The 20,209-nt window shown below is 36.5% G+C and carries 15 protein-coding genes; 8 read left to right on the top strand and 7 right to left on the bottom strand.

Annotated elements, in window-relative coordinates; all coding sequences use genetic code 11:
* Positions 1 to 63 precede the first annotated feature (63 nt).
* The 3 genes from GQR44_RS01645 to GQR44_RS01635 all read right to left on the bottom strand — a co-directional run bounded on the left by GQR44_RS01645 (position 64) and on the right by GQR44_RS01635 (position 3,125).
* Positions 64 to 945 carry a carbohydrate ABC transporter permease gene (locus GQR44_RS01645; protein ID WP_205962927.1) on the bottom strand — a complete coding sequence of 294 codons (882 nt, stop codon included), beginning with the start codon at positions 943 to 945 and terminating at the stop codon, positions 64 to 66.
* Complete coding sequence (locus GQR44_RS01640) at positions 942 to 1,811, bottom strand: sugar ABC transporter permease (protein WP_205962926.1); 870 nt, start codon at positions 1,809 to 1,811, stop codon at positions 942 to 944. The genes GQR44_RS01645 and GQR44_RS01640 overlap by 4 nt, the downstream gene beginning before the upstream one ends.
* A gap of 81 nt (positions 1,812 to 1,892) precedes the next feature.
* Complete coding sequence (locus GQR44_RS01635) at positions 1,893 to 3,125, bottom strand: ABC transporter substrate-binding protein (RefSeq protein WP_166368566.1); 1,233 nt, start codon at positions 3,123 to 3,125, stop codon at positions 1,893 to 1,895.
* Positions 3,126 to 3,606: 481 nt separating this feature from the next.
* Between GQR44_RS01635 and GQR44_RS01630 the strand changes: the two genes are divergently transcribed.
* Complete coding sequence (locus GQR44_RS01630; protein WP_166368564.1) at positions 3,607 to 5,157, top strand: sulfatase-like hydrolase/transferase; 1,551 nt, start codon at positions 3,607 to 3,609, stop codon at positions 5,155 to 5,157.
* A gap of 345 nt (positions 5,158 to 5,502) precedes the next feature.
* Here GQR44_RS01630 and GQR44_RS01625 read toward each other — a convergent pair whose 3' ends face one another.
* On the bottom strand, positions 5,503 to 6,228 hold the full coding sequence (locus tag GQR44_RS01625) for an IclR family transcriptional regulator (protein WP_166368562.1): 726 nt from the start codon (positions 6,226 to 6,228) through the stop codon (positions 5,503 to 5,505).
* 392 nt (positions 6,229 to 6,620) lie between these two features.
* On the opposite strand from GQR44_RS01625, the gene GQR44_RS01620 reads away from it, so the two are divergent.
* From GQR44_RS01620 to GQR44_RS01590, 7 genes are all read left to right on the top strand, one after another.
* Positions 6,621 to 8,207, top strand: a complete 1,587-nt coding sequence (locus GQR44_RS01620) for an MFS transporter (protein WP_166368560.1) — start codon at positions 6,621 to 6,623, stop codon at positions 8,205 to 8,207.
* A gap of 85 nt (positions 8,208 to 8,292) precedes the next feature.
* Positions 8,293 to 9,822, top strand: coding sequence for a sulfatase-like hydrolase/transferase (locus GQR44_RS01615; RefSeq protein ID WP_166368558.1), 1,530 nt, complete (start codon positions 8,293 to 8,295; stop codon positions 9,820 to 9,822).
* An 84-nt stretch (positions 9,823 to 9,906) separates the two neighbouring features.
* Complete coding sequence (locus GQR44_RS01610; protein WP_166368556.1) at positions 9,907 to 11,781, top strand: beta-L-arabinofuranosidase domain-containing protein; 1,875 nt, start codon at positions 9,907 to 9,909, stop codon at positions 11,779 to 11,781.
* A gap of 54 nt (positions 11,782 to 11,835) precedes the next feature.
* Positions 11,836 to 12,768 carry a DUF5107 domain-containing protein gene (locus GQR44_RS01605; RefSeq protein WP_166368554.1) on the top strand — a complete coding sequence of 311 codons (933 nt, stop codon included), beginning with the start codon at positions 11,836 to 11,838 and terminating at the stop codon, positions 12,766 to 12,768.
* Positions 12,769 to 13,122: 354 nt separating this feature from the next.
* Positions 13,123 to 14,058, top strand: coding sequence for a tripartite tricarboxylate transporter substrate binding protein (locus GQR44_RS01600; RefSeq protein ID WP_166368552.1), 936 nt, complete (start codon positions 13,123 to 13,125; stop codon positions 14,056 to 14,058).
* Positions 14,059 to 14,138: 80 nt separating this feature from the next.
* Complete coding sequence (locus GQR44_RS01595; RefSeq protein WP_166368550.1) at positions 14,139 to 14,585, top strand: tripartite tricarboxylate transporter TctB family protein; 447 nt, start codon at positions 14,139 to 14,141, stop codon at positions 14,583 to 14,585.
* A gap of 8 nt (positions 14,586 to 14,593) precedes the next feature.
* The gene (locus GQR44_RS01590) at positions 14,594 to 16,063 is read left to right on the top strand and encodes a tripartite tricarboxylate transporter permease (RefSeq protein WP_166368548.1); all 1,470 of its coding nucleotides are present in this window, start codon (positions 14,594 to 14,596) and stop codon (positions 16,061 to 16,063) included.
* A gap of 836 nt (positions 16,064 to 16,899) precedes the next feature.
* Here GQR44_RS01590 and GQR44_RS01585 read toward each other — a convergent pair.
* The 3 genes from GQR44_RS01585 to GQR44_RS01575 form a co-directional block, all read right to left on the bottom strand.
* A complete protein-coding gene (locus GQR44_RS01585) occupies positions 16,900 to 18,129 on the bottom strand; it encodes an extracellular solute-binding protein (RefSeq protein WP_166368546.1) in 1,230 nt (409 codons plus the stop codon).
* A 71-nt stretch (positions 18,130 to 18,200) separates the two neighbouring features.
* On the bottom strand, positions 18,201 to 19,052 hold the full coding sequence (locus GQR44_RS01580; protein ID WP_166368544.1) for a carbohydrate ABC transporter permease: 852 nt from the start codon (positions 19,050 to 19,052) through the stop codon (positions 18,201 to 18,203).
* The gene (locus tag GQR44_RS01575) at positions 19,052 to 19,978 is read right to left on the bottom strand and encodes a sugar ABC transporter permease (protein ID WP_166368542.1); all 927 of its coding nucleotides are present in this window, start codon (positions 19,976 to 19,978) and stop codon (positions 19,052 to 19,054) included. Before GQR44_RS01575 ends, GQR44_RS01580 begins: the two co-directional genes overlap by 1 nt.
* Positions 19,979 to 20,209: the final 231 nt, after the last annotated feature.

Below are 20,209 nucleotides of genomic sequence, written 5' to 3'. Positions count from 1 at the left end.
TTGGCTCAAAACCGGAAATAATTATTTAAATCACTAACAATTACGATTTAAATAACGTTTGCTCTATTTCACTGCACCTGCAGTTACACCAGACAAAATACGACGTTGGAAAAATCCAAATAGTATTAATAACGGTAATGACCCTAATACTGCTGCTGGGAAAAGCATATCTGGTTCAATACTTCGATTACCTACAAATCGATAAACTGAAATCATCACAGTAAATTTACTTTCATCTGTTAACAGAAGTAGTGGATATATGAAGTCATTCCACACCATCAACATCACAAATAGCGATAACGTTGCTGTAGCCGAACCAAGTAAAGGGCGGATCACGTGCCAATATATTTGCCAGTTACTACAGTTGTCTAAACGTGCCGCTTCTTCTAGCTCTTTAGGAACTGAGCTTATAAATCCGGTATAAAAGAAAATAGATAAAGGTAAGTTCAACGCGGTAAAAACAATAATAATACCGACGTAACTGTCTAATAAACCTAAATCCCGAAAGATGATATAAATAGGCGTGATGTTTACAAAGTTCGGAGTCGCAAGACCCAAGGAAACTAACATGATCACCGCTTTGGAAAAACCATTAGTACGACGAGCAAGAGGATAGGCAGCCATAGATCCAAGTAATGAAACTAATGCCGTGACAGACAAGGTAATGCCAAGCGAGTTTACTACACTACGGAAATAATTCATTTTATCCATGGCATTGATGTAATTGCCAAAGTATAAGCTAGTCGGGAAACCAAGTGGATCTTGTGCAATTTCCGAACCGGTTCTAAATGACATCATAATCATATAGGCAACAGGAATGAGCATCGCAATAACGAGGAATAGTACAAACACATTCGCAGAAGCCGAAAATACGGTTTTACCAGTGAATTTCATACCGTTACCTTTTGGGGATCCTGATGAAGATTTATTCATGGAGATACTCATGTGTTGTTCTCCCTATTGCGCAGGTATTTATTCATTAAGGTTACAACCACAACAATCACAATAAGCATGACAATAGAAAGTGCACTTGCGAAACCAAATTTATAACGACCAAATAAATTGGTCATAATTTCTAGACTTAAAGTTCGTGTTGCACCTGCAGGACCACCACCGGTCATGATAAAAGGGAGTTCAAAGGTCTTTAATGTACCAATGGTTGCTAATACGATATTAATAGTGATGCTTGGCGCCAAAAGTGGAAACTCTATATGACAAAAACGCTGCCATGAAGATGCACCATCTAATCGGCTAGCTTCTTGAATATCGGTAGGTATATTGGCATAACCTGCTAAGAATATGGCGCAGGAATAACCAACAAACATCCAGATATGAGCCGCAGTAATTGCAAATAATGCCGTTGATGGGTCGCCTAACCATGGTCGTTGAAATGACTCTAAACCAATAGAAACCAACATTGCATTTAGGCCTCCACTATATGGCGAGTAGATGAACTGCCATACATAACCAACAATAACAAAAGACATCATTGCAGGAGTGAATAAAGCTGCACGGCTAAAATTACGGATCCTAGGTAACCTAAATAAAGCCGTTGCGAAAAATAGCCCGATTAAGTTTTGTACAACAACAACTATAAAAGCAAATGCAAAAGTGATCGTAATCGCATCTAAATAACGCGATCTAGAAAAAATACGTTCGTAGTTTTTCAATCCGACATCATTTCCGATACCTACCCCAGTAAAGTCAGTAAAACTCATTTGCAAAGAAAGACTAATTGGGTAGATAAAAAATATGCACAATACAAGCAAAGCAGGAATAGTGAATAAGTAAATATTTAATTTATTGTTCAAAATTCAACCTCCATATTAATTTGGCTCGCTGGTTAAAAATCCGCGAGCCTTTTTCTCATTGTTAACGTGGTTTACAATTGATTACATACTGTCTTCAACTGTTTCATCCCATATTTCAAGTACTTCTTTACTGCTCATATCTGGATCAAGTAAAAAGGAAGCCATGCCATCGACTGATTCGGATTCCATCGCTTGTGGCCAATGGTTCATATAAACAGGCCACATCACAATATTACCGGCCGCACGAGCTGCATTATATTTTTCAGCTAATGCTGGTACGCCATCAGTACCCTTTATGTATGGGCTATAAGCCGATTCATCTTTAAGTAATACCGCTAAATTTTCATCTTCAGCGAAAAAGTTTAAGAACTTACGAGCAGCTTCTGCGTGTTTCGTTTTAGAGCTGATTGCCCAACCCATACCAAAAGTATCTAAAGCCGTTCCGGTTGCTTTATCTGTTGGAATTGGACCTAAAGTATAATTAAGCCCTTCAGTCTCAGAGAAACTTTTAATATTCCACGCGCCATGCATTACCATCGCAACTCGACCACCTCGAAATTCTGATAGAGTGGTTGTCCAAGGGTCTAAAGCTGCTTGTATTTTTGGGTCAAAACAATTAGCAGCGATCAAATCTCTGGTTAAGCTAAAAGCTTTATTAAAGCCTGGGTCATCAACAAAGCTAGCCGTTCCATTACCTAGTTCCCAAGGTTTTGATGGTGAACGGCTTAAGCCATTAGCAAAAGCAAACAGGCGAGCAGATAAACCTGAAGGAAATAACATAGGGCTTATACCTGCATCGTTAAGTTTCTTACAAGAGTCGATTAGTTCATTGACCGTTGTAGGCGTTTTATCAATACCTGCTTTTTTCATTAAGTCAGTGTTAATAAAGTTGCCCATTCCTACTAACTCTAGTGGTTGAACATATAACTTACCTTTGGGAGCGATAGATTCTTTAATTGCAGGCGCAATATCTCCATACCAATCACTCTTAGTATTTAAATCTTTCAGCATGCCAGCATCACCCCAAATTTTAACTAATGGCATATCAACCATCATTACATCGGGTGAGTTATTGCCTTGAAGTCTAGGAGGAATAACAACATCGGTATCGCCACGGCTAATAAAGCTTAATTTAATTTTAATATCTGGATTTTCTTGTTCAAATTTCTTAAGTAATACAGGAAAACCTGCTGGTTCCGCTTCGTTACCTTTCCATGCTGTTACATCTAAAGTAACGGCAGCTGCATATGAATAATTACTCGCTAAAAGTAGGGAAATGGCTGTGCCAATGAGCTTTATTTTTTGTTTGTTCATTGTTAGATTCCTTTGTAGTTAGTCTGGGTAAGGGAATTTCATCTATTTATAATCACTGTAAGTTACAGTGAAAAGTGTTAAAAGTTTGTGATTGCCATCACCACCAATAAATTGTGATTTCGAATCCCACATAGTGGAATATTTTTCATTAAAGCTGAGTAAATCTAAAAAATAGGTCGTTATTTTTTGATAATTCACTCATTTCACCCTATAAATTGATATTTATTATCAAGCGATGACCATTTTTCCCACTCTATAAAATGGTTATCTCATTAACATATTAGTTTGTATTGGAATCACTATTAGATTGATTCATACCTTTTAACTACACTCTTGAAATTTTTCGTAAGCTGCTGATAAATAACTTTATTCTATATGATGGGATTGTTTTTATTGGTGTTTATGGTGCGACATATATCACATTAAAAAGTAAGGTAAATGATATTGTATTTCCCTTTTATAATTTTAAATGGGATAGATGATGAATATTTTTATGGTTTTATGTGATGAATTGCGCGCAGATGCATTAGGGTTTATGGGCAATGACATTATTAAAACACCAAGAATAGATGAGATGGCAAAAGACTCTGTTATCTTTGAAAACTCATTTTGTGGTTCACCGATGTGTGTACCTTCTCGTGTTAGTATTTCAACTGGTCGTCATGCTCTTTGTCATGGTGCAGTTGATAACTTATTAAAGCCTTTAGAAACTGAAAAGTCATTTTATGAAATATTAAAAGAGCAAAATTATTCTACTGCTAATTTTGGAAAGTGGCATAGCAATATAGCACCAGAAAAATTTGGTATAGATATTTCAAATACATACGAGAATGAGACCGATGAGATTGAGCAAACGATTAGCTGCTTTGGGATTGCAGATAAAAAAACGCGTCAATCTACAACCTATAAAAAAAATCCCGGTGATATTTCCCTAATTATGTCGGGCACACGTCCAACTCATAAAGATCACACCTTAGATACGGTGGTCACAAAGCATTATTTAGACTATCTCGACAGTATTAAAAATAGTGACCAGCCTATTTTTGCCCGCTTATCTATTTTAGATCCACACACTCCTTATTTACCATCGGAACCATTTGCATCGATGTACGATCCTGATTCGTTACCTATGCCAGAAAGCATGTTTGATAATTTAAAAAATAAACCAATATTACAGCAATATTTCAAGAAAGTGCGTGGCTTTGAAGCTTTTAATGAAGCTGACTTTAGACGTTCTAAAGCTGCTTATTATGGGCTTGTTTCACATGTAGATGAACGTATTGGCATATTTGTAGATTATTTAAAAGCAAATGATCTTTATGACGATAGTTTGATCATCTTTACATCCGACCATGGCAGCATGTTAGGAGAACAGGGGTTTCTTGAGAAGTGGGGCTATATGTATGATCAGGTTATACACACTCCTTTATTAATCAAAATGCCAAATAATGAAGCTGAAAATACGCGTAAAAAAAGTTTTGTAGAATCAATCGATTTGATGCCAACTTTACTAGATTTATTGAATGTGGATATCCCTGAAAATGTGCATGGTAAGAGTTTAGTACCCTATATTCGAGAGCATACTTCGAACCATAAAGATAAAGTATTTGCGCAATACTATTGTGGCTCTCTTCAAAATACCCCTGCATTGATGGTTCGTGATAAAAAATGGAAATTAACTTCTTATCCAGAAGGGCATGCCCTTGAAGATTTTTTATTGGAAGATCATCCATTAAAAATGTCAGAATTTTTTGATTGTGAAGAATTTTTAGGGGAATTGTACGATTTAGAAAAAGACCCCGAGGAAAGGTACAATTTATTTAATGACGAGCAATATAGTGAGATAAAAGATAATTACCTGACAGAAATTAAAGAATGGTTAACTAGCTTAGGAGAGCTCGTTAATACTCATACCAATCAACTACCTAATCGATTTGGACAATATATTTTGTTGCAGGGTGAAAATATAAATAAAGTAAAAAATTCATTAGCCGATGATGGCAAGTTATCACAATTAAAAATATTAAAATAAAGCTATTAAAATAAAGTAGGAAAATCATTAACAAATCAGTTGCTTAAATAAGGTCTAATTATTGCTCATGCTAGATGAACTCTATCCGTCATCAACCAAAATACATTATTAAGCCACTGATTTGGACACTAAAAAAAGGCACTGCATGAAGGCATATGAGTGCTTATTGAATGTTAGATTAACATATCAATTTTCGCACTAATGACTCAGAGCTTAATGATTTTTTCACTTTGATGGCAACGGATATAAATAGGTGAGCAGCCTTATTCTTTAAAATTAACTGTATTAAAAATCTTAAATAGAGAACAAATGTTGCTCAGAAATTTTACTCTATTCTCTATTTTACTAATTTAATTTTTCAGATATTTTTTTACTATAGATGGTAATAGTCTCAATTAATTCAATCATTCTGGCATCAGACATATAAGGTTTAATACTGGTGACTGAAATGGCCGCTATAATGTTGCCATATTTATTACGGATAGGAACAGCGACGCAACGAACAAGCTCTTCATTGTCTTCTAAATCAAATGTGTAATCATGCTTTGCATACTTTTCCATTCTCGTAATCATTAGATCCGTATCCAAGTGCTTTTCTTTGTCAATTAAGCGTTTCCACTCCATCTTCGGCATATCTATCATCAAGGCTTTACCAACACCAGTACCAGCTAGTGGAAGTCGGTCACCGATTTGTGAACGAAGTTGAATAGCACGATTTCCTGGCACTTTATCTAGATAAAAAATCTCATCTCGATCTTTGATCCCCAAGTGCACGGTGTCATTAGTTAATTCTGCTAACTCGCAAAGATAACCGTGTGCAATCTCTTTTAATGGCATATCTCTTTGTGCTCGATTGCCTAATTGAATCATTTTAGTGCCAAGTACTAAGCCGATCCCTTTCACATCTCGAATATATCGCGCTTCAATGAGTCCATATAAAATTCGATGCACAGTAGATTTGGGTAAATTTAAATGATCGCAAATACCTTTAAGGTGGCGGTGGCCATCAGCTACGGCATCAACAACTAAAATAGCCTTGTTAAGTGATTGATTTCTAACATTGGTAGTCATTGTGAGTCCCCTTTTATTAGAGTCGATAGTTACATTTATTTGTACAAAAAAATGTGAGTATGATTAAAATTCTATATACAGGACATAAAGTTCCATATAGTGGGAAAATGATCAAAAACTATATGTTTGTTAAAAAATTAACTCTCTATAACGATAAATACACGTTAAATCAGTGGATAAAAGTCCAATGTTTTCAATTAATTCCACATAACGGGACTATTATTCTGTTTTTTTAAAGAGAGATCCTAGTCACGTTTATTATCAGCTTGATCGCTAAAATCCGCTTTGTTATTTATTTCCAATACACCAACTCTTTCAAAATTTTATGTTTTTTGAAAATGGTGTATTGAAATTAAAGTGATCCTTTATATGTTACTTATGAGAGAGTTAATATGAATATAAAAGATAAAAGTGCATTGAAGTACATACTTATATTGGTTGTGAGTGGGTTTGTATTTGGTATCGATGCAGGGCTTATTTCCGGAACTATAAAATTCATTCGAACTGAATTTTCTTTGACCGATTTACAAGTAGGAACAGTGGTTAGTGCACCAGCATTTGGTGCAATTATTGCGTTGCTTTTTACTGGTAAAATTGCACATAGTTTAGGTCGTAAGAATGCGATGTTATTAATTGCATTTATGTATTTCCTTTCAGCTGTCGCTTCAACATTTGCAGTTGGATATTGGTCTTTAACCCTTGCTCGAATGCTTGGTGGTATGGCTTTCTGCTCAATTAGCCTTGCTTCGATGTATGTCGGTGAATTAGCTCCTGCAAAAATGCGTGGTAAGTTAGTCGTTGCAGCACAGGTAATGATGGGGCTCGGTTTCTTTATCGCTTACCTTATCAATTATATTCTGATCCTTAATGTTAGTGCTGAATCAATATTATTCTCTCCAGAGAATGTTTGGCGAACTATGTTTGCAACTGAAATTCCTGTTGTTGCTATTTGGTTTGCTTTCCTATTGATTGTACCTAAATCGCCACGTTGGTTAATGATTAAAGGGCGCGAGAAAGAAGCAGAGCAAGTTGTTAATTTAGTCAACCGAGATGAAGATGTAAAAGATGTCATTTCTCAAATCAAGAAAAATATTACAGAAACAGCTTGTAACACGCCAATCAAACAACAGTTACAAACCTTACTATCAAGTAATATGCGCCTAGTTCTATATATAGGTGTTGGGCTTGCTATTGTTCAATCCTTAAGTGGAATGGGGGCTGTTTCATTCTATGCACCGATGATTTTTAAACAAGTTGGACTAGGTGAAAACAGTGCCTTCTTCCAAACGACACTACTTGGTTTTGTCAGCATTATATCTGCATTAGTTTCAGTAAGTTTAATTGATAAAATTGGTCGTAAACCTATTTTAATTATTGGTCTATTAGCAATCAGCTTGAGTCATCTTACTATTTGGTACAATTTTAGTAATGCCTCTTATTCAATAACAGAAGCAAATATTGCTAAAGTTGAAAAAATTATTGATGTGGCACCGTTACGAACACATATCGGTAAGGTATTTAAAACGGATATTGAGTTTAAAAACTTACTTCAACAAAACTATGGCGAAAAAGTAACTCGTTTGCATGCAGATGCGTTGATAAAAGCCTTTGTTAAAGTAAGTGCGACGCCAATTATCTCCGCTATTTTCCTATTTAAAATTGCTTTCTTCTTCTCTATTGGGCCTGTTATGTGGGTTGTATTTTCTGAAATTACGCCTAACTCAATTCGCTCTGCAGCTATTCCTGCCTTTGGTTTGATCGCAAGTTTATTTGCGTTCTTTGTACAACGTTATTTCCCTTGGCAGTTAAATACATTTGGGGCTGCGGATACATTTTTATCCTATGCATTATTTAGTGGCTTAGGCGTTTTATTGGTGAGTATGATTTTGCCAGAGACAAAAAACAAATCGATTGAAGAAATTGAAGATTTAATGGTGAAGAATAAAAAAGTAACAGCCCCAATCATAGTAAGTAATTGATGGCATATTTTTTATGACAGTCACTTTTAAAGGTTATTCATAACAGCGGTCTGTTTTATTTAGGCAGTTTCTATCAAGGTTTTTTATGAAAAAAAATATAATTATTCTACATACGGATCAGCAACGCTTTGACAGTTTGGGCTGTAATGGTAATTCATCTGCTCGCACAGAGCATATCAACGCGCTTGCATCTGAAGGTTGTAATTTTTCTCGTCATATTACTGCTAATAGTGTGTGCATGCCCTCGAGGGCAAGTTTGATGACTGGTCTTTATGTTCCAGGTCATGGCGTTTCTTCTAATGGCATTCCATTATGGCGTCGAGATAATGGTTGTGAGGATAAACATAACAGTACATTTAAGCGTATTTTTGGTGTATCAGTGAAAGATAAAATACCAACTATGGCCGATATTATGGGAGAAAATGGCTATCGGACCGCTTTATTTGGAAAGATTCATCTTGAGCCGCATTTGTCCGATCGTTCTTATGATTTCTTTGAATCTTATAGTCGTTGGGAAGAGGAAGATGCAGTAACAGATGCTAAGCCTTATTATGGTTTTCAAACTAGAAAACTTATTTTAGGTCATGGCGAACAACCTTGTGGTTTTAATCGTGGCCATTATGGGCGTTGGTTGCATAAAAATTTCCCTGACGTGATTGATAAAGTTTTCCCTGGAGAAGATGCCAATACTAAAGATGGCTCTATTAGTAATGATATTTACATGTCTAACCTTACACCTGAACAACATAATTCGATGTGGTTAGCAGATGAAGTATCCCAATATTTAGAAAAAAATAAAGACAGTGATGAACCAACATTTATGTTCGTTGGATACCCTGATCCTCATCATCCTTTTACGCCACCAAAGGAAATTGCAAAAGAGTTTGTTGATCTTCCACTCCCTGGTTTTTCAGATAAAAAAAACATAGTAGGGGGTAAACCTCAGGCTGTCGCTGATGCGATGAATTCATTCAGTGTTGAGTCAGATGATCTTACTAAAGCGTATCGATATACGAGTGCTTCAGTGCATCTCATCGATAAGTCTGTTGGCATTATTGTTGATAAATTAAAGCAACTTGGTATCTACGACGATACCATTATCATTTTCACTTCAGACCATGGCGATTTTCTTGGTGATTTGGATATGATTTGTAAAACAGATTTGGCATTCCATAATCTTCTGCATGTGCCTTTTATCCTTAAACCTGCTGCCGACCATGTTGAAATCCCAAAGAAAATTGATACGGCAATGAGTAATGTTGATGTACTTCCTACGTTGTTATCTATGGTCGGTATTAAACCAGATGACTACCTGCAAGGTATCGATATTCTAAGCCCTAAAGCTAAACACAACACACCGATGGCAACCTGTTTTTCTGCTAGTGGGAAAAATAGAAATATTACCTTATATGATGATAACTATCGTTATACCTATTATTTAGATAGTGAAGAAGAAGAGCTATACGACCATCGTACGGATTATCAAGAACTCATTAATTTAGCCACTAATGCAACACCTGAAATGGGATCATTATGTGAGAAATTTAAAAGTAGCGTACTAAAAAAACATGTCGAAAGTGATAATGGTTTATTCAATCATTACTCACTTTGGTAATGGAAGCTTTATAGTTTCAATTATAAAAATCAATGTTTTATAAGAGCAGTAGGCAATTAAAGTATTTAACTGAGGTATTTAAAAATGGATAATTTTTCAAAATTCCAAACATTAAAAACAGGTGATTCAAAACTAACAACCGGTTTTTGGGCTAATCGTGTTAATGATTATATGGGCATTATTTTTAACTTAGAGGAGGCGTTGCTATCGAATGATAACGCCGCACGTATGCTTAATTTTGGCATTGCGGCAGGGGAAGTTGAAGGTAAATTCCATATGAATGAGTGGTCTGATGGTGACTGTTATAAGTTTCTTGAGGGTTGTATCAATCAATATGCTGTGACAAATGATGAACGTATTTTAACGGTCATTAACAAATATATTCCATGGATTGAAGCCTCTCAAGAAGAGGATGGTTATATCGGTACACAAACTTTATTAACCGATAGAGAACGATGGACTGATACTGAAAATCATGAACTTTATAATATGGGTCATTTATTAACAATGGCTTGCATACATTTTGAAGTTACCGGAGATGAGCGACTATTTAATGTAGCAAAAAAAGCTGCTGACTATCTATGGGTAACATTTTCTCCCCGCCCTCCAGAGTTAAGTCATTTTGGTTTTAATCCAAGTCAAATTATGGGATTAGTTGAGTTATACCGTTTAACTAATAATGAAAACTATCTAAAGTTAGCTGATATTTACACTCAAATGCGCGGTGAAAATCCTGCAATTGGCGGTGATTGTAATCAAAATCATGTTGCTCTTCGAGATGAAACTCACCCGACTGGTCATGCAGTAACTGGGGCTTACCTTTATGCAGGAGCTGCTGATGTTTATGCACAAACAGGTGAAAAAGCATTGCTTGATGCGATTGAACGCATTTGGAATGATCTGATTAAACGTCGCATTTATATTACAGGCGGTGTTGGTCCACAATATGTCGGTTATTCAGATCGTGGCGACCCTGTTTATGAAGCATTTACCTCTGAATACAATCTTCCTCAGCGTGTAGCATACAATGAAACGTGCGCCAATATTGCCGTCGCAATGTGGGCTAAGCGAATGTTATTACTGACTAATAAAGCTGAATATGGCGATTGGATGGAAAACATATTATTTAATGCGGGCATTTCAGGTTCAAATTTAGAAATGACGCGTTATTTTTATGCCAATCCTTTAGCTCATAAAGCGCATCATCATATTGAACCTACTTTTGGTCAATATTCGCATGTTCCTAATGAACGCTTCTTTACCTTTGATTGTTGGTGTTGTCCTCCGCAATTGTTACGTACCTTTACTGGCATGCCTAAGTGGATTTATGCGATTGCAGAGAAAGGAGTTTCGATTAACTTGTTTGCAGGTGCCGATCTAGACACCAAGCTTGCTGATGGTAGTCAGGTGAAAATAGTAATGACTACGGATTATCCATGGGATGAGAATGTCAAAATTGAAGTGGTTGATGCTCCTAAAGATGGAATAGAGCTGACATTTCGTATTCCTAATTGGTGTAATAAAGCAACACTTGATAATCAAAAAATTGCATCAGGTATGCATACAATTGAGGTACAAAAAGGCCAAGTTTTAGAGATTAAATTACCGATGAAAGCTCAACTTTATGCTGCAAACCCAATGGTAGAGCAAGCTAATGGAATGTGTGCGATCAAACGTGGTTCGGTTGTTTATTGCCTAGAAAGCTCTGATATTAGTAATGGGGTTTCTATTGACGAGCTTGTCATTAGTAAAGACACGTTATTTACCGAAGAAGCAATTCCAGAGTTCCCATATAACATGGTTGGTCTGAGAGCTGATTTAATACGCCGTCCACAGGGGGATAAACTTTATTATCCTATTCTTGAGGATCAAGAAAAAGTATCGGTGCGGTTTATTCCTTATTTCTCTTGGGCAAATAGAGAAGAGCAGGATATGGGCATCTGGTTTCCTAGAGCCTAGCTAATAATAAAAAGGGAAGTGCTTATGCTCTTCCCTTTTTTAATGAAGGGAAAAATGAAAACACAATTTTACAATAGCGAATATAAAGGGGTGGCTTCAGTTGTCCTTGAGAATGAAAAAATAAGAGCAACTTGGTTACCAAGCTATGGTTCTAAATTAGCATCTCTTATTGCTAAAAATCAGTCCGGTGAACAGGAGTTATTATTTCAATCTGATTTGACAGAATTAATTATACCAAGCTATGGAGCTGTATTTAGTGACTATGATTCAAGTGGGTTCGATGAATGCTTTCCTAGTATAGATAGTTGTGAATGGAATCATCAAAATATGCCTGACCATGGTGAGGTTTGGGCAATGCCATGGCATTGTGAACAACTCCTTAATGGCTCATTGACCTTTAGTGTTTATAGTGAAAAATTTAATTACACTTTTAGTAAAAATATTACCCTTGATGATGATTCCTTAATAAGTACCTATCAAGTTCAATTACATAAATCAGTATTATCATTGCCTTTTATATGGACTCCGCATGCACTGTTTCGTGGAACAGCTACAACCCAATTTATCATTCCTGAGTATATGGATAAAATTTATAATGTATGTGGCGGAGGCCGTTTAGGTCCTTATGGTTGTGTATACGATTACCCGATTGCAATTAAGCAGGCAATGTTGGATTTAAGGTATCTTGAACCAAAATCTGCAAATAACTGTGAAAAATATTATTTTACTAAGAAACTTTGTGCGAATAGTTTGTTTGGTTTTAACGATAATAATATCGAAGTCAGAATGAGTGTTGATCATCATATTGTTCCCTATTTAGGTATTTGGAAAAACCAAGGGGCCTATAAAGGGCATTACAACTTTGCTATCGAACCTTGTACTGGTATTTATGATGATACAGCCCATGCATACGACTCAAAATTATGCCAAGTTGTTGAACCGAATAGCAGCATTGAGTGGAAATTTTCTATAAAAATTAAGGCATAACCGTCTCTTTAAAGCTCATCATCTCCTTATTGCTGAAAAATTTTAAGGTGATCTAAGAGATGCTAATGCTTTAAATTTATTTGTATTAATTTTGCACAATATCATAAAAATTATTCCTTCCAAGATCACACAAAATAGAAGATACCAGATGGTGGGATATTTCCCTTTCTGGGCTTTATTATGTAGTTCCTAACCTTGTCATAGGCTAATATTTATCCTGTGAAAAATAGGTTTTTAGTTTAAAACCTTTAACCCTAAAACTACATATTGCTTTAAATTCAAAGGCTTATTTTAATTTTTTAAATGGCTTTTTATCATTTAGTAATAAAAGTATTAATCAAAAAAGGAATTAACATGAAAAAATCACTACTGTCTTTATTGTTATTATCATTAGTTACAATTGGTGCATCTGCTAAAGATGTTTACCCTGATGGACCTGTAAAAATCATTGTCCCTTACTCAGCAGGTGGTGGCTCAGATAGTGTAAGTCGAGCATTAGCTGAAGCTTTAAAACCTGAGTTCCCTGATGGAATAGCGGTAGAAAATAGAACTGGTGGCGCAGGTTCAGTTGGTATGTCATATGGTATGCATTCGAAAGCAAACGGGAGCATTATTACTATGGTTGCGCCAGAGTTAGTGATGCTTCCACATACTGGAAATGGTGGCGATATTGATTATAAACAGTTCATTCCTTTGGCAATTGTTAACTCAGGTTATGCTGCAATTACAGTCCCTTCTGACTCTCCATACAAAACGTTAGATGACCTATTAAAAGATGCTAAATCGAACAATCTACTTTTTGGTAATTCAGGAACAGGTTCTATCTGGCACCTAGCTGGTGCAGGGATGGAGCAATCTGCCGGTGTTGAATTTACGCATGTACCATTTAAAGGCTCTTCTGCTGCAGTTACCTCACTACTTGGTCATCATTTAGATGCTGTTTCTGTTTCTTATGCAGAAGTTGCATCTCAAGTAAAAGCAGGTGCATTAAGAACTTTAGCAGTATTAGCGCCAAATAGATTAGCTGATGCCCCTAATGTGCCTACTGCAACTGAACTTGGTTACGATGTGGTGATTGGAACATGGAGAGGTTATGCAGTACCAGTGGGTACGCCGACAGCAACAGTAGATTTTTTAACTAAATCAATCTTAAAAGCAGCTGAAACAGATACTTTTATTAAATTCATGAAAAATACTAACAATGATATTGAAATCATTGACTCTGAAGGTTTCGCTAAGAAATTAAAAAGAGAAGATGATTTTTATAAAAACCTAATTTCAACTTTATAATTTTAAAATAACAAAGCATTACAGCAGACTAATCACTTGTTCTGTTGTAATGCTTCATAAAAGATTTAAGTGAGAATTATATGAGAAAAGGAAAATTGGTATTAGCAGGTGTTTTTATCACTTTATCACTATTCATTATTGCGTTCGCCCTTGAACTACCCGCTTCAAGAAAAGGTGTTCCTGGTCCTGGAACTTGGCCAATATTAATATCTTTAATTATGCTGTTCTCTGCAATCACCGTCGCTATTAAATCTTTTAATGATAAGGATAAAAAACCACTAGGTATCGCTGGGAAAGAGCAAGTTAGAGTTTATCTATCAATGATCTCTTTAGTTATATATTTGATAGCGATGACTTTTATTGGGTTCGCAGTATCAACCTTCGTAATGTTATATGGCTTTATTACATGGTTTAGTAGTTATAAATGGTATTTCAGAGTTATTTCTTCCTTTGCTATCACCGCAGTTATTTATTGTGTTTTCCACTATGTTTTAAAAGTGCCATTTAGATTTGGTGTGCTTTTTTAGGAGTTGATATGTTAGCTGAAGCATTAAATTTGGTATTACAACCCTCTGTTTTATTATATATCGTATTAGGTGTCGCAGGAGGAATGTGCATTGGATGCCTTCCCGGCCTGACGACCACAATGGGGGTTGCTTTAGTTTTACCCTTAACCTTCGGAATGGATGCAACACATAGTATTTTATTATTAATTGGCGTGTATGTTGGTGCTGTATACGGTGGTTCTATATCAGCAATTTTACTTAATACTCCAGGAACGCCTGCCTCTGCTGCAACAGCACTTGATGGTTATAAAATGGCATCCAGGGGAGAGGCTGGGCGTGCCCTAGGTATTTCGACTACCAGTTCGTTTTTAGGTGGCACTATAAGCTGTATTTTCCTGATTCTAATTTCACCATTACTAGCTAAATTTGCACTAAGGTTTAGTGCGCCTGAATTCTTTATGCTTGCAGTGTTTGGATTGTGTGTTATCTCGAGCATATCAGGGAAATCAATGCTATTAGGTTTGATAAGTGGCGCGTTTGGGATACTTATTGCGACGATAGGAATTGATGATATTACAGGCACGTTACGTTTCACCTTTAATAATATGAATCTTTTTAGCGGCATAAATTTTATTCCAGTCATGATTGGTCTTTTTGCAATGAGCCAAGCCTTTGTTGGTGTCGAAGATATCTTTAAGAAGACCGCGCCGACTAGAAAAGTCACAAAAGTGTTCCCTGAGCGTTCAGATTGGGGAGTGATTATTAAAAATAGTTTTGCTTTTGGTTCATTAGGCACCTTTATTGGTAGTATTCCTGGTGTGGGGGCTGATATCGCTTCGTTTATCGCCTATGGCCAAGCAAAAAGTATGTCTAAACATCCTGAAAAATTTGGTACAGGGTTGCCTGAAGCGATTTCAGCACCTGAAGCTGCCAATAATGGTGTGACAGGTGGGGCGCTTATACCAATGTTAACGCTAGGTGTTCCCGGCGATGCGGTTGCTGCTATTATGATAGGTGCGCTGACAGTGCAAGGTTTACAGCCCGGTCCTTTATTATTTCAAAACGATGGCCCAATTGTATATGCGATTTTTATAGGTTTATTGATTGCTAATGTTTGTATGTTGGTATTAGGTTTAAACAGCGTTCGGTTATTTACCAAGGTTTTATCGGTTCCAAAGTCAATATTGGTTCCTACCATTTTTCTTTTATGTTTTGTCGGTTCATATGCTTTAGCTAACAATATATTCGATGTGATTGTTATGTTATTTTTTGGCATTCTTGGGTACTTCTTCCAAAAAATAGAAATGTCCTCATCACCTATTATATTAGGACTGATTCTTGGACCTATGGCTGAAAGTAATTTTAGAAGGGCACTATTAATGGGGCGAGGGGATTATGGTACTTTCCTTTCTACTGGTATTTGTTGGGTATTCTTTATATTAATAATCGTATCTTTGTTTTTACCTATGCTACAAAAGAAATTATTAAAAAGCAGATAATAGAAATTGTTAAAAAACAGGCAATAAAATGCCATTCATCATTTATTACAAGAGCAAAGGTGTATTACAAACGCAAAGGTGTTTACTCCATGACTTGCTCTATGAGGTGTTAATTCGATAATCTTTATTTGTAAAATAAGAAGGTTATCGTAGTTAGCTGCCCGTAAGGTCATTGCAGGTATACCTCGTTTGAGTGTGGTGTTGGCGATAGCATATGCATCTTGATGATTAATAGGTAAGTATCGCTAGCCCATATATTGTGGCTGGCTAGTTAGTAAAAAAGACCGTAGTGTCCTGTTATAAGTCCGTTTGTTAACGGTCGAGGTACTACTGGTTTAAATTAGCCGTTTCAGTTTCGGTTCAGTGGTAGTAGCTGTAGTAGTCGTTTTTAGCCATTTTACTTATCAGGTCTTACCTCCTTAACCCCTTCTTAATTTTTAGTCATCTAGTTAACTTCAGTTCTGTATAAGCAAAGCGATACAACACTCTTATTTCCGCTTATTTCTTCGTTAAATTACCTCTCAATAACCAGTTATTGCTTGTTGAATTCAAGTAATAACTCGCCTTGAACTACGCAAAACTAACAGCACGGTATAGCCCCAAAATATAATCTTATGATTTCAATATAATTCCACTTCCATTAAGCAGAATTGAGGTTAGTTAATTATCATTGGTAGAGGTGAAAATACTACTACATTGCATTATTTTGATGGCCGCATAAAAAAAGGAACTGTTATTAACAGCTCCTTTTTAAGTAGTAACGCTAGAGGTAGTGCCTAGTTAGCTAATTATTTAATGTTTATTTATCAAATATTTAGTTATTTAGCATCTGCGATCTATTTTTTAAAAGTACGTTTACGCACTTTTTCTAAACGTTTAAGAATGCTATCAAGTCGCTCTGGTTTTACCATAAACTCTTGGAAACCTTTCATTGCTTCTTTAGCCATACCTGGATCGGTATCTCGGTCAAAGAACTGAGCCGTTCCATCGGCATTATTAAGCATGGTAACCCCTTTATTTAGGAAAGGATTATCAACTGCTTTTGCTTTTTTATTCGGTGGGATCTGTAATAGCGCTTTGTTAACTAAGGTTTGGTTTTCAGGTCTTGCCATAAATGCGAGGAAAGCACGTGCATCTTCTTTGTTTGCTGCTTTTGACGGAATATGTAAGGTATCCATTGGCGCATCTTCAGCCATACCAACTTTTGGGTTGATCACTGGGAATTGCATGAAGGCCATTTTACCTTCTAATTCTGCTGGGAAGTTAGGGGTAATGAAGTTACCGATCAAATACATTGCCGCTTCACCACGGTATAAGAAAGGCTGTGCCTCTTGCCAAGAGTAAGTGGCATGGTTTTCTAGGAAATAGCCAGGTTCAACCATCTGTTTCCATGTGTTGAAGGTATTTTTCACACGTTCGTCTGTGTATGGTATTTTTCCATCCATTAGATCCATATGAAAATCTAAGCCATTGACACGTAAATTAATGTAATCAAACCAACCGGCCGTAGTCCAAAGATATTTACTACCAATCGCGACGGGTGCAATATTATTTTTTTTCAGTGTTTCACTAGCTGCAAGGAATTGATCCCATGTTTTGGGTTCAGCAATACCATATTTATCAAAGATATCTTTACGGTAATAAATACCCCATTGATAATAAGTATAAGGTACCCCCCATTGTTTCCCATCTATGGTCATCGCTGGTTTAGAGCTGGCAAAATCTTGGTGCATATCGTTAGCATTCCAAATATCGGATACGTCTTCAAATAAGCCTTTGTCCACAAATGCCTTCATGCGGTTACCTGCATACCAAAATACAACATCTGGTGGTGACGTAACTAACCAATTACGAATAGTGGTTTTATAACCCTCATGGTCATAAAGATTGTAAGTTACTTTAATATCTGGATTTTCTTTTTCAAAGGCAGTGATTATTTCACCAAATGCCGCTTTTGGTGCTGGATCTGAAGCATCTGAATTGATGACTAAGTTACCAGCATAGGACATGGATGATAGCGTCACGGAAAGCGCACTAGCAGCCAATATTGTATTGAACTTTTTCATATTTTTTCCTTGTAAGTAATGGCAGCATCTTGTCGCCAATGGTTATTTAAACTTGATCTATAAGATCACTATTATCCTTTGGTTGCACCGAGTGTTAACCCTGCAATGAAGTGACGCTGCATGGCAAAAAAGAGTGCTACAGGTGGCAATGCGGCCACGACTGCACCCGCTGAAATTAGATTCCAAGACGCTAGCCATTGGCCCTGCAATGAACTTAGGCCAGCCGTCACAGGACGCACGGTATCACTTTGTACCAATACCAATGCCCAGAAGTAATCATTCCAAATAAAAGTAAAAATAAGTACAGAAAGTGCTGCAAGTGCGGGGCGTACTAAGGGTAAAACAATATACCAAAAGATTTTAAACTCACTAACGCCATCAACCCGCGCAGACTCTAATAATTCATTAGGCAAACCTACAATAAAGTTACGCATAAATAGCGTACAAAAGCCGGTTTGAAAAGCTACATGAAACATGATTAATCCCATGTGAGTATCATACAAACCTAAAGAGATAGTGAGGTCTCGTACTGGGATCATTAAAATTTGAAAAGGAACAAAGTTACCACCAATAAAAATAGCCAACATCCAAATATTTGCTTTAAATTTATACTTGGCTAAAGCAAAGCCCGCTAAGGTTGATAAAGCGACCGCACCGAGTACGGCAGGTAGAGTGATGATCATGGAGTTAAGTAAATATTGTCCCATCTCTGTTGATTGAAAAACCATATTATAGTTTTCAATGAAGTTAAAGCTGGTGGGCCAACCCCAATAATTACCTTGGTTAATATCTTGAATGGATCGTATCGAAGTCATCATTACCGCTGCTAAAGGCATTAACCATAATAAAATAGTTATCGGTAGTGAAATACGATAAAGAATGTTGGTTAACGGTGAAGCATGTTTTATCGGTGTTGGATACATTATCTTTCACTCCTCAACATATTAACTAAGAAATAGGCAATATAAACAGCCATAATCAAAAACAACACAACGGCAACGGCAGCGCCATAACCCATACGGTAATTGAATATAGATTCTTCATACATCATGTAGGCGAGTACTGTGGAACTTCCCCATGGTCCGCCGGCTGTCATGGTTGCCACTAAGTCAAAGGAACGTAGTGCACCTATCACGGTCACGACGACAGCGATAAATGTTGCAGGTGATAGTTGCGGTAAAATAATATAACGCAGCATTTTTAAACCTTTTGCGCGGTCCAAGCGTGCCGCTTCTATTTGATCGGGACTGAGGCTATTTAATCCTGTGAGGTACAAAATCATGCAGTACGCTATTTGTGGCCATAAACCCGCAACAATAATGCCGTAGGTGACATATTCTTCGCTAGACAGTAAGGCAATGGTCTGAAAACCAAAAACATCTAAAATGGTATTCAGCAACCCTAAATTAGGATCATAAAACCAAGAAAAAACTAATCCTATAACTACTTGGGAAATTACAAATGGAAAGAAAAAGAGGGCTTTAACTAAACGTATACCGGCCACGTCTTGATTTAAAAACAGTGCGATCGCTAACCCGATCGGCGGAGCTAACATAAACAATATCATCCAAAGAATATTATTTTTTAATGCCGTCCAGAAGCTTTCTGAGTCAAACAACTGAATATAATTATCGAAACCAATCCAAGTTTTATCGCCAAGACCATCCCAACTATAAAAACTAAGCATAAAGCTATCAGCGATGGGATAGAGCACATAGAGACTGAATAATATTAAGGCTGGTGCCATAAATATCCAAGGTACCCACTGTTTGGATATTCTGCGTGTTGGTGTTGGTAAGCGCTTTGGTCGTTGAATTCCATTTGTTTTGGCTGTTGATTGCTGCAACATATCTGCTCCATCATATTGTTATCAGATAATCATCAATTGCGCTTATGTTTACGCAATACATTTCAAGCCTTTATTTCACTTATTTCAAATAAGCCTAGCTAATTACCCTAATAAGGTAAACATTTTCACTCACGATTTCAGTTTAAAAATTAAAAATTGGGAGGTTGGTCTCTCTCCTTTTTTATGTGTAAATAATTCAAAAATAACAGTGAGATCCCAGTCATACTTATT

Source organism: Psychromonas sp. SA13A (assembly GCF_011378715.1).
GTDB lineage: Bacteria > Pseudomonadota > Gammaproteobacteria > Enterobacterales > Psychromonadaceae > Psychromonas.
The sequence above is the reverse complement of the archived record's forward strand: the minus strand, read 5'-3'. Positions and strand labels throughout refer to the sequence as shown.